The following is a 13,440-nucleotide window of genomic DNA, read 5'->3' as shown; positions in this document are numbered from 1 at the left end:
CTAATGAGAAATCTCATAAGACTGCTGTTGTCGCATGTATTAATCGACTATTAAAAACATTTCATTATTTAATAATGAAACATAAACTATACGATTACGAAATGTCCCCACATTAAATCGTATAATCACATATATTCTAACACCTTATTCAAAAAAAAAAATTGGACGGTCTTATTAAGTGATGACTATTTTAAACTTAAGCACTTGACTAATCGTAGGAAAAGAGGCTGGGACATAAATACATGTCTCAGCCTCTTTTATTATAACGGTAGTAGCTGACTGGATTGAAGATGCACTTATATCAAGCTTTTTCCAACCCTAGTCATCCTTGGCGGGATGGGACTACGAAATCTATTTATAAAAATGAGATTTCTGTCCCACTCCCATTTTTATAAGAGAAATCTAGATTGGTCGTTTCTTAACTCGATATTATAGTTCTCTAAGTTTTTAAGGCCATAACGCATTAAATGTATACATAACAGCATATATGTTAATAACAATCCAAAGTATACTAAAGAATAGAGTAGGTATTTTTGTGATTTGTCTAAGTTGACTACCATCCCATTCAGGGCGCTGTCTTGAAAATGTTAATAAAAAGATGGTTATTGTAGATTGGGCAACTTCACCTAATAGCGTACCTAATGCTATGTGGTAAATATAAGTTGTAATTTGAGCAAAATCATGGATGTTTGGAGCAGAAATAACTTCATAAAGTGCAACTGCGATAACTAATAATATAATACTTGGTAGAAATTTTCTTGAAGTTAATGTGACATAAAATAAGAACATGATTAATAATAAAATTAAGAAAATTGGTCCGAATGTATGGTGCTTCATCCAAACACCTATTATTAACATTAAAGGTGGCATAATATAACCAAATAAAGTAGTGATGAATTGATTCCATCCAGATTTAGATCCTGTAATAGCATAACCTTGACGACCAGTCTCCATTCGTTCTTTTCTACGCCAAACTACGACTAAATCTTTAGGTTTACCACCGGACAACTTGTTGGCAATAACATGACCCATTTCATGTATTAAAATCGGAAAATAACCTAGTATTATATCAATCATACTCAATATTGGATGTTGTCTTCTATGATGTACAAAAACATATATTAAGGCAATTAATGTAATAGTTATTAATGATATATTAATTGGTTCTGATAAAAAGTTCGGTAAAAATCGAGTCAAAAAAACGTCACCTCGTGTTTAATAGTCTAATACTATTCTACACTAAAGTGACGCTTTTGTTGTCGGACTTAAGACTTAATGTTATTTTGTATTTTTCTTACGCGCAATCAACCAAGTTAATAATAATATTAAGCCGATAGCAAGTATGATAGATGCTGTCATAAGGATAGGTCTATTATCTGGACTTGTGACTTTATCTTTTGTCTGGTTAAATTTATGTTTTGATGGTGATTCTAATTTGACTGTAGGTGGGCCATATTTATCGTTTATATATGAACGATCATAATCTATATGTGCTTCACCATTTTCTACAACTACTTCGTAATCTACACCTTTTTTAACGACATCGTATAAATCTTCAGTAATGTAATATTTTTTATCATTAATTTTATGAACACCTTTCGAAAGAACTTTTTTCCATTCATATTCGTCGAAAGTTTTCTCCATTAAACTGTTCCCCATCATATTACGTTCTTTTTCACCGCCGACAGTATTATAATCGCCTGCACCAAATAAAATTTGGTTTACTCTTAGTCCATCTCTCTTAGTTGAAAGACTGTGATTGTAATCGGCAATGTCGCTTGATCCTGTCTTTAATCCATCCGTTCCTTCTAAAGACATATCAGCACCTTCAAGAGAATGGTTATATGTGTAGTATGTAACGTAATGTATTGTAGGTGCTACTTTTTTAGTGTATTCCAGAATGCCTGGATAATCGTTTACAAGATGCTGCGTTAATATAGCAAAATCTCTAGAAGTAGAGTAATTCTCTTCATCAGATTGATATCTCTTTGCTTTATATTCCAGTAATAAATTATTGGCAGCACCGTTAGAATTATAAAACTGAGTATGTTCCATTCCTAATTCTTTAGCAGTTTCATTCATATAGTCTATAAAATCAGAGTCTAAATCTTTTTTCTGTTGTTTTGAGGCAGTATTATTATTTGAATCTTTATCTTTATCTTCGATTTTTTTTAGCAGAACCAATATTTTCAGCTTTCATTGTTTCTCTACCTAAAATCATAGCGCCAGCATTTGAAGAATTAGATATTGTAATTTGCATTAATTCTGAAATTGTATAAACATCACCTGGATATAATTTAGTATTACTTAATTCAGGTAAAGTAGATAATCGGTATTCTTCGTCAGTCATTTTAACTGTATCATCTTCTTTTAACTTTCCACTTTTAATTGCTTTTTCAGTTAAATATAAAGTCATAAGTTTAGACATACTTGCCGGATACCATTTTTTATCTATTTGATACTCATACATAATTTGACCAGTTTTTGAGCTGTAGTTAATAGCCCCCTCGGGTTGATATACTTCGCCTAAGTTATACCCGTATTCATTAGCTACTTGTGTAGGTGACTTTTCATTATCAGCTGCATAAACATTTTGGTTCAAAGTAATATTAATTAAAACCAATGAGAAAAATAATAATAAACATTTTTTCATTAATAAAACCTCTTTATTCTTTTTTTTAAATAACTACATCATTCTAACATATTTTTATAATTCTCCCTAGAAAAAAATTACAATTGTATATTAAAATATTGTAAATTTAAAGCTATTATGAGAGATTAATATAGGGAAATATTGTAAAATGATGATGAGATAATAAATTGAGATAATGAGGTTTTAAAATGAAGACAGAGAATTCGTTGTTTTATTTACTGAAAAAAGTAGATTGGCCAAAGAAAATGGTCGTTACCGCCATGATTCTATCTATTTTAGGCAGTTTGAGTGGATTGTTAGTTCCATTATTTACGGGACAACTAGTAGATACATTCAATGCTGAAAATTTAGATTTAAGAATGGTTTGGTTATTTATAGTTATTTTTCTAGCTAATGCTATTTTAAGTGGTTTTGGTACATACTTATTGAGTAAAATCGGTGAGAAAACGATTTATTCAATACGAGAAAAATTGTGGAGACATTTAATAAAACTGAACATGAGATTTTTTGATAAAAATGAAAGTGGTCAACTCATGAGTAGAATTACTGACGATACAAATGTCATCAATTTATTCATTTCAGAAAAAGCGCCAAGTGTTTTACCTTCACTGTTAACGTTGATTGGTTCTGTAGCTATGTTGTTTATTTTAGATTGGCAAATGACACTTATAACATTTATCATATTGCCATTATTTATCGCTATTATGATTCCTCTTGGAAAAAGTATGGGTAAGATTTCTAAAGCGACACAAACAGAAATTGCGAATTTTAGTGGTTTGTTGGGCAGAGTGCTCACAGAAATGAGATTAGTAAAAGTTACTAACTCTGAGGAAAAAGAGTTAGAAAAGACAAAAACAACATTATTAGATATCTATAAATTAGGATTAAAAGAAGCTAAAATAAGAGCTATTATATCACCGTTATCAGGAATTATTATGATGTTAACGGTGGCTATTATATTAGGTTTTGGTGGAATCCGAGTTTCAAGTGGTGCAATCACAGCGGGTACATTAGTTGCTATGATATTCTATGTTATTCAATTATCAGCTCCTATATTAAACTTTTCCATGTTTATAACAGACTATAAGAAAGCAGTAGGAGCGAGCGAAAGAATATATGAAATTTATCAAGAACCGACAGAGCCAATAGGCGATGAAAACAATTATTTACCTCATGAAAAAAATGACATATTATTTGAAAATGTTACATTTAGCTATGAGAAAGATGAAGAAGTTATAAAAGATTTATCCTTAACAATTCGTTCAGGAGAAGTAACAGCAATTGTAGGTCCTTCTGGATCAGGTAAAAGTACATTATTTAGCTTGTTAGAACGATTTTATCCTGTAGATAAAGGTGTTATCAAATATGGTAATGAATTAATTGAAGATATACCTTTAAGATTTTGGAGACAAAAAATTGGATACGTTATGCAATCTAACGCAATGATGTCAGGAACAATTAGAGATAATTTAACATATGGTATAAATGAGACTGTAAGTGATGAAACTTTAATTCATAACACAAAAATGGCCAACTGTTATGATTTTATTATGAAATTTCCTCAAGGATTTGAAACTGAAATTGGGGAAAGAGGTACAAAATTATCAGGTGGTCAAAGACAGAGAATTGATATTGCGAGAAGTTTTATTAAAAATCCAGACATCTTGTTACTAGATGAAGCGACAGCTAATTTAGATAGTGAAAGTGAGTACTATATTCAACAGGCTTTAAATGAGTTAATGAAAGACCGTACTACTGTCGTAATAGCACATAGACTTGCAACTATTAAAAAAGCTGATCAAATTATCTTTTTAGATAACGGAGAAGTGACAGGTAAAGGAACTCATGGAGAACTTATTAAAAACCATGAAAAATATAGACATTTTGTGAAGACGCAAAGTTTAGTAGAATAAAATTATAAATTATAAAAAATGTTCTTTAAAGTTGACGAAAATAACTTTAAAGAACATTTTTTATGTAAACGCAAACATTATTGTTAAATAAGGAGTTATAAAAATTAATGAAAACAGGCGTAAAAATTTATGTGAAAATATTCACAAAAACACTTGACCGCAGTGGTACCAAGTGCTATATTTAAATTGTGAAAATATTCACAAAAGAAAGATGCGCATCTTAAAATAAATAAAATAGAAAGAAGATGTCTATTGTGTTAATAAATAATATTAATCCCTTTGACAATATTGCATTATCAGCAATTGTGGCAAGTATACCTATTATTTTATTTTTATTATGTTTAACAGTTTTTAAAATGAAAGGTATTTATGCTTCTATTACAACGCTAATCGTAACGATAATAATAGCTTTAGTAGTTTTTGAATTACCAAAAATTGTTGCCTTAGGGGGAATTATAGAAGGTTTCTTCCAAGGTATTCTACCAATAGGTTACATCGTGGTTATGGCAGTATGGTTATATAAAGTTTCAAATGGAACAGGGCAATTCAGTATTATTCAAGATAGTATAGCAGGTATATCTCAAGACCAACGTATACAGTTGTTATTAATAGGTTTTAGTTTCAATGCATTTTTAGAAGGTGCAGCTGGATTTGGTGTACCTATAGCAATTTGTAGTGTGTTGCTTATACAACTTGGTTTCAGACCGTTACAAGCTGCAATGTTATGTTTAATCGCTAATGGAGCAGCTGGAGCATTTGGTGCTATAGGCCTCCCAGTAGTCGTGATAGATACGCTAGGCCTACAAGGTAATATAAGTAGTTTAGATGTTTCTCAAATATCAACATTAACTTTACCAATCATAAACTTTATTATTCCATTTTTATTAGTCATGATTTTAGATGGATTTAAGGGTATAAAAGAAATATTACCAATGATATTAGTAGTAAGTCTCACTTACTCTGGACTTCAATTAATATTGACATATTTCCAAGGACCTGAGTTAGCGGACATTATCCCTCCGTTATTATCAATGGTTGCATTAGCAGTATTTTCTAAATTTTATCAACCGAAAAAAATATTTAGAGTTTCAGACGCTGAATTTAAACAAGCAAACAAACATACAGTTAAGTCTATTCTATATGCATGGAGTCCGTTCTATATTTTAACGATATTTGTGATGATATGGAGTGCACCATTCTTTAAAGCATTATTTGCACCAGATGGACCATTATCATTTTTAGTATGGAACATTAGTATTCCAGGTACGATGAATGAAATCACAAACAAACTTATAACACTAAAAATAGACATTTTTAGCGCAACAGGTACAGCTATATTAATTTCAATTATTATAACAGTTCTTATTTCCAAACATTTCAAATTTAATGAAGCATTTCAATTATTAGGTTTAACAATCAAAGAATTATGGTTACCTATTTTGACAATTTGTTTCATATTAGCAATAGCAAAAGTAACTACTTATGGTGGTTTAACAGCAGCTATGGGGCTTGGCATCGCAAAAGCTGGTAGTATATTCCCATTACTATCTCCGGTGTTAGGTTGGATTGGGGTATTTATGACAGGATCAGTAGTCAATAACAATACATTATTCGCACCAATTCAAGCTTCAGTAGCTAGCCAAATCGGTACTAGTGGACCTTTATTAGTAGCAGCTAATACTGCAGGTGGTGTAGCAGCAAAACTTATATCACCTCAATCTATAGCAATCGCCACAGCAGCTGTAGGTCAGGTCGGAAAAGAATCAGAATTATTGAAAATGACTTTAAAATATAGTGTAGGAATAGTCATCTTCATTTGTATTTGGACGTTCGTACTTTCATTTATTATATAAAAATTTAAAATTTGAGGAGAGATTTTGATGAAACAATTTAAAGGTAATAAAGTAGTATTAGTAGGTAACGGATTTGTAGGTTCAAGTTATGCATTCTCAATGATTAACCAAGGTATTTGTGATGAATTTGTTATCATCGATTTAGATAAGAAGAAAGTAAATGGAGATGTAATGGATTTAAATCATGGTTCAGTGTATGGGCCATCACCAATGAAAGTAAAAGCGGGAGAATACAAAGATTGTGAAGATGCTGATTTAGTTGTTATTTGTGCAGGCGCAGCTCAAAAACCTGGCGAAACAAGATTAGATTTAGTAGCGAAAAACATGAAAATATTTAAAAATATAGTAACTGAAATAATGGATTCAGGATTTGATGGCATTTTCTTAATTGCGACTAACCCAGTAGATATACTTTCGTATGCTACGATGAAATTCTCAGGTTTACCAAAAGAACGTGTAATAGGTTCAGGAACAATATTAGATACAGCACGTTTTAAATATTTATTAAGCGAAGAATTTGATGTAGCCCCTCAAAGTGTACACGCTAATATTATTGGTGAGCATGGCGATTCTGAATTAGCAGTTTGGTCACACGCCAATATTGCTGGTAAACCATTACGTTCTATAATTGAAAAAGATGAAACACGTAAACATAGAGTTGAAGAAATTTTTGTAGAGACAAGAGATGCAGCATATGAAATTATTGAATCAAAAGGTGCTACTTTTTATGGAGTAGCAATGGGCTTAATGCGCATTACTAAAGCAATATTAAACAACCAAGATGTTGTACTAACAGTTTCAGCATATTTAGAAGGTGAGTATGGACACGAAGATGTTTATATCGGTGTACCAGCACTTGTAAATAGAACAGGTGTAAGGGAAGTTATTGAAATGCCACTTAATGATGAAGAAACAAGATTGTTCGATAATTCAGTAAAAGTGCTAAAAGACATTCAAGCACCATTTGAAAAAGAGTTTAAGTAAATGATAAGCTACTGACAATATAATAATGAAGAGTTCGGGATAAAGAATCCCTATCTTTAAATAGTACTCCTAATTCGTTCATTAAGAAATTGACGAATTAGGAGTATTTATATGCGATTTCTAATAACTCTTTCTAGAGTTAGGGCAAAAATTATCTTACGACCCATTTTTATAAATATCGGCATGTTGAGGCGATTAGCTGTTTGTGGTAGTATCAGTATGTCAATTGAAAAACTAAAAGGAGGTAAGGTCATGAAAAATAGATTACTAAGAGATATGATATTAATAATTGTAGGTTCATTTGTCTTTTCTGCAGGTGTTAATACATTTATTATATCTGCTAACCTAGGTGAAGGTGGCGTGACGGGTATTTCGCTAATCTTACTTTATGCGTTTGATATTGCGCCAGCTTGGTCTACGTTTATTTTAAATGCGGTATTAATTGCATTAGGTTATAAATTCTTGAGTAAGAGAAGCACAGTATATACTATTATTGCTGTAATACTCATATCCGTATTCTTAGGAGTGACGGATTCATGGGCATTAGATTCTAGTGAAATACTTATTAATGCTGTGTTTGGCGGATTTACGGTTGGCTTAGGTATAGGTTTAATCGTATTATCAGGTGGCACAACAGCAGGAACAACAATATTAGCGAGAATTGCTCATAAGTATTTAGATGTGAACACATCATATGCTCTTCTATTTTTTGACCTTATCGTAGTTCTATTTTCATTAACTGTTATGCCTGTAGAAAAAGCATTAATAACTGTCGTTGCATTATATATAGGAACAAAAGTTATGGACTTTGTAATTGAAGGATTGAACCCTAAAAAGGCTGTTACAATAATTTCTCAAAACCCAGATCAAATAGCAAAAATGATAGATGAAAAAATAGGTAGAGGTTGTACCATTTTAAATGGTAGAGGTTACTATTCAAAAAAAGATACTGATGTATTATACGTTGTCATTGCCAAAACGCAATTGACAAGAACAAAACGAATGATTAGAAAATTTGATGAAAATGCGTTTGTCGTTGTCCATGATGTAAGAGATGTACTTGGGAACGGATTCTTACTTGACGAATAAAACATAAAAGCTAGGACAAAAAGTTCTAGCTTTTTTAACATGTTTATTTTTATTAAATGTGTAATATGAGTGAAATTATTCATATATTGATAGAAATCACTATTATTAAATGATATAATACGTAAGTACGAGTGATGATAATCATTATCATTTAACTACAATTAAAAATTAACGCAACGCATATATTATAGATTTATTTTAAACGGAAAGAGGGTTCACTATGAATCGATTAACGGGAGAAGCCATTTCAATAGGTTATGGAGATAAAGCAATAGTTAGTGATTTAACTTTAGAGGTACCTGATGGGAAGATTACTTCTATTATAGGGCCGAATGGTTGTGGAAAATCAACATTACTTAAAGCATTAAGTCGTATTTTAAATGTACAATCAGGGCAAGTTGTTTTAGATGGCAAAAATCTACATTCAACATCTACTAAAGAAATCGCAAAGAAAATTGCAATATTACCTCAGTCACCTGACGTTGCAGATGGATTAACAGTTGGAGAACTCGTTTCTTATGGCCGTTATCCACATCAAAAAGGATTTGGAAGATTATCAAAAAAAGACAAAGAAGAAATAGAATGGGCGCTTAACGTTACGGGCACTCATGATTTTAAATATAGAGCAATTAACGATTTAAGTGGTGGTCAAAGACAACGTGTATGGATTGCTATGGCACTCGCACAAAAGACAGATATCATATTCCTGGACGAACCAACAACATATTTAGATATTTCTCACCAACTCGAAATTCTAGAACTTGTACAAGAGTTAAATAAAGAACAAGGTTGCACAATTATTATGGTGTTACATGATATTAACCAAGCAATCAGATTCTCAGATCATTTAATAGCTATGAAAGCTGGAGATATTGTTGCTCAAGGCGAAACAGAACAAGTATTAACAAATGAAATTCTAGAAGAAGTGTTTAATATTGACGCTGAATTATCTACGGATCCTAGAACTGGGAAACCTATGCTTGTTACTTATAATCTTTTATGTAAACACTATACTAAGTTATAAAAGGATGGCAACATATGAGTCAATCAAAAACAGTTAAAGAAAATCGCTATCCAATTATCTTAACAGTTACAATTATTTTACTTGTAGCTGTTTTACTTCTGTCATTTTTATTTGGAGCAAAAGACACATCATTACAAATGGTATATAACGCAATATTTAATTATAATCCAAGTATCGAAGAACACAATATTTTAAGAGAGATAAGAATACCTAGGGAAATAGGAGCTGTTGTCGTTGGGATGGCACTTGCAGTATCTGGTGCAGTTATGCAAGGTGTTACTCGAAACGGATTAGCTGATCCAGGTTTACTTGGTTTAAATGCTGGAGCTAGTATGATGCTAGCTTTAACTTTAGCAGTTATTCCAAATGCAGGTTATTTCACCCTTATGTTTGCAGGATTTATAGGTGCAGGTATAGGGGGTATTCTTGTCATGAGCGTAGGCTCCTCTAAACGCGGTGGTTTTAACCCGATGAGGTTAGTATTAGCAGGTGCCGCAGTATCTGCATTATTGACAGCTGCAAGTGAAGGAATCGCATTGATATTTAGATTAAACCAAACTTTAACATTTTGGAGCGTTGGTGGCGTAAGTGGTACAAACTGGAAACAACTTGCGATTTCTACACCGATTGTTCTAGTTATTTTAATTGTTTTAGTTATAATGAGCAGACAATTAACGATACTTAGCCTAGGAGATACACTATCAAAAGGATTAGGACAAAATAGTAATGTTGTGCGATATACAAGTCTAGTATCCACGATGTTTTTAGCAGGGATTGCTGTATCAATAGTAGGGCAAATAGCATTCGTAGGTTTGATGGTGCCACACATAGTAAGATTTATAGTCGGTACAGACTATAAACGTGTTATACCTTTAACAGCAGTAATGGGTGGTTTTATATTACTTTTAGCTGACATGATAGCACGAATGTTAGGAGAAGCTCCAATCGGTGCTGTAATTTCTATTATAGGTGTACCGTTCTTCCTTTATCTTGTAAGAAGGGACGGTAAGATATTATGATACATCCAAAAATAGTTAGAAAACAGAGAATAACACTTGTCGTTTTAATTATAGCATTAATCGCATCAATGGCATTCGCTATGACGACAGGCGAATTTAAGATGTCATTCATTCAATTCTTTAAAACACTATTTGGTCAAGGTAATGAACTAGATTCAATGGTATTGTATGAATTTAGAATGCCGAGAATGTTAATAACGATATTAGCTGGAGCAAGTTTAGCTTTAAGTGGAGCAATTTTGCAAAGTGTTACTAAGAATCCTCTTGCTGAACCAGGTATATTAGGTATTAATGCAGGAAGCGGGTTTATGATTGCTTTATTCTTAGTTGTCGGTACTGTACAACCAGGTGATTTTGTATATGTACTTCCAATGGTAAGTATGGTCGGTGGTATAGCGACGGCGATGGTTATATTCATGTTTAGTTATAAAAAAGGAGAAGGCATTAACCCCGTGAGAATGGTATTGATTGGTGTCGGCTTATCAACTGCATTGAGTGGTGCTTCCATTACAATTATGTCTACATTTGATCAAGATCAAATGGAATTTATCGCAAGATGGTTTGCAGGTAATATTTGGGGTGATGAATGGCCGTTCGTATTTGCATTTATACCATGGTTAATCATAGTTATGCCATTCCTATTTTATAAAGCTAATGTACTAAATGTACTCAGTACAAATGAACAAATATCGGTTTCATTCGGTATAAACAATAATAGAGAACGTATTTTACTCGTATTTTTAGCAGTCGTATTGTCATCTGCAGCCGTATCAGTAGCAGGTGGTATCGGATTTGTTGGACTTATGGGGCCGCATATTGCAAGAAGTATTGTAGGACCAAGACATCAACTATATTTACCAATAGCAGTATTAAACGGAGCTATACTCCTAGTTGTCGCAGATACAATTGGTAAAATAGTACTAGAACCAAATGGCTTGCCAGCAGGTATTATTGTAGCAATAGTAGGTGCGCCATACTTCTTATACTTAATGCAAAAATCAGCACATATATAATAATTTGAGATATCAATATTTATATTTAATAATAATCCCTAATCAGTTGGAAGATTTAATTCAACAGGTTAGGGATTTTTTTATTGTTGGAAAGTTAAATTATATTAAGTGTTTTAAAAACCTACTAATAGTGTAAAATATACACAAAAGAAAAGAGGAGAGGTATATGTACTGGGAAGTTTATGAAAGTAATCGTGTCCCTGAAGAAATTTTTCAGAGCTTGCAAAATACAAATGGAAAATTTAATTTGGCAGAACGACTGATATATTTTATCAAAGAAGGTAAATATAAAGAGTATTATTTAGCAGGAATTATTGAGAATAAGGAAGTACTTGGAATAATTATTCATACACCACCGTTTCCAATACAAATTGTAATATTGAAAAATGAAATGAAATTAATAGATTATATTTCAGAAAAACTTTCATCTTATTCCAATATTCAGATGGGTATTGCAGGTGATAAGGATTATACAATTAAACTAGCAGAAAAGTTATATAGTAACTGGTATATAGCAGTTCATGAAGGTGTTTATGTATGCCATAAAGTGATAAATAAATTCGATAGTGTGAAGGGGCACTCCCGAATAACTAAAAATGAAGATATCATATTGCTGAAAAAATGGTATGAAAGTTTCATGATAGAAACAGGTCTAGTAACTGAATTGAAAAATTTAAATCGTGATGAAGAAAATAATATAATTTTGAATTGGATTGAAAATGAAGCTGGACAATTATTTATTGATAAAAATAAGGCGGTATCTTTCGTTAAATATTCAGGAGTTGGGGAAATATTTGCTCATGTTGCTATGGTTTATACGCCTCATGAATACAGAGGGAATGGCTATGCAGCTAAAAATGTATCACTCTTAACAAAACGTTTATTAGAAGATTATAAATATACGACATTATATACTGATCTTGAAAATCCCACCTCCAATAAAATTTATAAACAAATAGGTTATGAGCAAGTTGGAGAATTTGTAAAAATTTTGCCAAAAAATGAAATAATGAGTTGAAAACGTTTCTAAAATCATTTTAGGGGTATAACTAATACTAGCAATAGAACTTTACATAGGAGGTGCAGTTGCCAGTGAGAAGATTAAAGAATTTTTTCCTAGGCTTATTCATCATAGTAGTAGTGGGCACGCTTCTTTTTATGTACTTGGATATTAGTCAAATAACAAGCTATCAACAGGAACTATTAAAATATAATTGGTTCCAACCGACATTGATTGCTTGTGCAGGGGTTTTAATATTCTTTGGTTTATTAATGTTCTTTGCAGCATTTAAACCGACACATAAGAAACCAGGCTTACATCGTGATTATGAGGATGGGCACATATACATTACTAGAAATTCGATTGAAAAATGTGTTTATCGTACAATCCAGAAATACGACGAAGTACGACAACCAAATGTTATAGCAAAGTTGTACAATAAGAAAAATAATTCTTATGCAACGATTAAAGCAGATTTCTTTGTTGTATCTGAAACGAATGGTATTCAATCATTAACGGAAAATATGAAGAACGATATTAAGCAAAATGTTGAGCATTTTTCCGAAATACCTGTCAAAAACATTGAAATTAATGTTAGAGACCAGAAAACAAGTGATACAAGAGTTTTATAGACTAAGGATAGGAGGTTCCGGTTATGCCAAATGAAAATCAAGATCCAAATCAACTCATTAATTTTATTAAAGAGTATAAATGGAGAATTGTTGGGTTTATTGCGATGTTAATATTAGCAGTTTTATTTTTAACAATTGGTTTTTGGAAAACGGTATTGATTCTTGTCCTATGTTTAATAGGTATAGGACTAGGGTACATTAAAGACTGTACTCAGCAGTTTTTAAATTTCTTAAACCGAATAAGTTAAACTGCATTATTA

13 protein-coding genes are annotated in these 13,440 nt (G+C 31.8%); 10 read left to right on the top strand and 3 right to left on the bottom strand.

All coding sequences use genetic code 11. From position 1 onward, the window contains the following. Nucleotides 1–447: 447 nt before the first annotated feature. The 3 genes from CD135_RS08400 to CD135_RS13330 all read right to left on the bottom strand — a co-directional run bounded on the left by CD135_RS08400 (nucleotide 448) and on the right by CD135_RS13330 (nucleotide 2,653). A complete protein-coding gene (locus CD135_RS08400; RefSeq protein ID WP_064211655.1) occupies nucleotides 448–1,197 on the bottom strand; it encodes a M50 family metallopeptidase in 750 nt (249 codons plus the stop codon). 81 nt (nucleotides 1,198–1,278) lie between these two features. After that, nucleotides 1,279–2,184, bottom strand: coding sequence for a DUF1958 domain-containing protein (locus CD135_RS08395; RefSeq protein WP_420920317.1), 906 nt, complete (start codon nucleotides 2,182–2,184; stop codon nucleotides 1,279–1,281). Then, the gene (locus CD135_RS13330; RefSeq protein WP_420920316.1) at nucleotides 2,156–2,653 is read right to left on the bottom strand and encodes a serine hydrolase; all 498 of its coding nucleotides are present in this window, start codon (nucleotides 2,651–2,653) and stop codon (nucleotides 2,156–2,158) included. The genes CD135_RS08395 and CD135_RS13330 overlap by 29 nt, the downstream gene beginning before the upstream one ends. A gap of 188 nt (nucleotides 2,654–2,841) precedes the next feature. Between CD135_RS13330 and CD135_RS08390 the strand changes: the two genes are divergently transcribed. The 10 genes from CD135_RS08390 (at nucleotide 2,842) to CD135_RS08345 (ending at nucleotide 13,428) form a co-directional block, all read left to right on the top strand. Continuing rightward, nucleotides 2,842–4,566: an ABC transporter ATP-binding protein gene (locus CD135_RS08390; RefSeq protein WP_103269234.1), complete on the top strand. Its 1,725-nt coding sequence runs from the start codon at nucleotides 2,842–2,844 to the stop codon at nucleotides 4,564–4,566. A gap of 254 nt (nucleotides 4,567–4,820) precedes the next feature. Beyond that, the gene (locus CD135_RS08385) at nucleotides 4,821–6,419 is read left to right on the top strand and encodes an L-lactate permease (protein WP_017001180.1); all 1,599 of its coding nucleotides are present in this window, start codon (nucleotides 4,821–4,823) and stop codon (nucleotides 6,417–6,419) included. A 27-nt stretch (nucleotides 6,420–6,446) separates the two neighbouring features. Further along, nucleotides 6,447–7,403 (top strand): L-lactate dehydrogenase, encoded by a 957-nt coding sequence (locus CD135_RS08380; protein WP_017001181.1) that lies wholly within the window; start codon nucleotides 6,447–6,449, stop codon nucleotides 7,401–7,403. A 252-nt stretch (nucleotides 7,404–7,655) separates the two neighbouring features. Continuing rightward, on the top strand, nucleotides 7,656–8,492 hold the full coding sequence (locus CD135_RS08375; RefSeq protein ID WP_017001182.1) for a YitT family protein: 837 nt from the start codon (nucleotides 7,656–7,658) through the stop codon (nucleotides 8,490–8,492). A 220-nt stretch (nucleotides 8,493–8,712) separates the two neighbouring features. Continuing rightward, on the top strand, nucleotides 8,713–9,516 hold the full coding sequence (locus tag CD135_RS08370; protein WP_017001183.1) for an ABC transporter ATP-binding protein: 804 nt from the start codon (nucleotides 8,713–8,715) through the stop codon (nucleotides 9,514–9,516). Nucleotides 9,517–9,530: 14 nt separating this feature from the next. Next, nucleotides 9,531–10,535: a FecCD family ABC transporter permease gene (locus tag CD135_RS08365; RefSeq protein WP_017001184.1), complete on the top strand. Its 1,005-nt coding sequence runs from the start codon at nucleotides 9,531–9,533 to the stop codon at nucleotides 10,533–10,535. Beyond that, on the top strand, nucleotides 10,532–11,548 hold the full coding sequence (locus tag CD135_RS08360; protein WP_017001185.1) for a FecCD family ABC transporter permease: 1,017 nt from the start codon (nucleotides 10,532–10,534) through the stop codon (nucleotides 11,546–11,548). The genes CD135_RS08365 and CD135_RS08360 overlap by 4 nt, the downstream gene beginning before the upstream one ends. A gap of 166 nt (nucleotides 11,549–11,714) precedes the next feature. Further along, complete coding sequence (locus CD135_RS08355; RefSeq protein ID WP_064211660.1) at nucleotides 11,715–12,566, top strand: GNAT family N-acetyltransferase; 852 nt, start codon at nucleotides 11,715–11,717, stop codon at nucleotides 12,564–12,566. Nucleotides 12,567–12,640: 74 nt separating this feature from the next. Continuing rightward, complete coding sequence (gene amaP / locus CD135_RS08350; RefSeq protein ID WP_064211668.1) at nucleotides 12,641–13,180, top strand: alkaline shock response membrane anchor protein AmaP; 540 nt, start codon at nucleotides 12,641–12,643, stop codon at nucleotides 13,178–13,180. 23 nt (nucleotides 13,181–13,203) lie between these two features. Next, nucleotides 13,204–13,428 carry a DUF2273 domain-containing protein gene (locus tag CD135_RS08345; RefSeq protein ID WP_017001187.1) on the top strand — a complete coding sequence of 75 codons (225 nt, stop codon included), beginning with the start codon at nucleotides 13,204–13,206 and terminating at the stop codon, nucleotides 13,426–13,428. Nucleotides 13,429–13,440 lie beyond the last annotated feature (12 nt).

It is taken from the genome of Mammaliicoccus lentus (assembly GCF_002902755.1).
In the GTDB taxonomy this organism is placed as follows: domain Bacteria; phylum Bacillota; class Bacilli; order Staphylococcales; family Staphylococcaceae; genus Mammaliicoccus; species Mammaliicoccus lentus.
The sequence above is the reverse complement of the archived record's forward strand: the minus strand, read 5'-3'. Positions and strand labels throughout refer to the sequence as shown.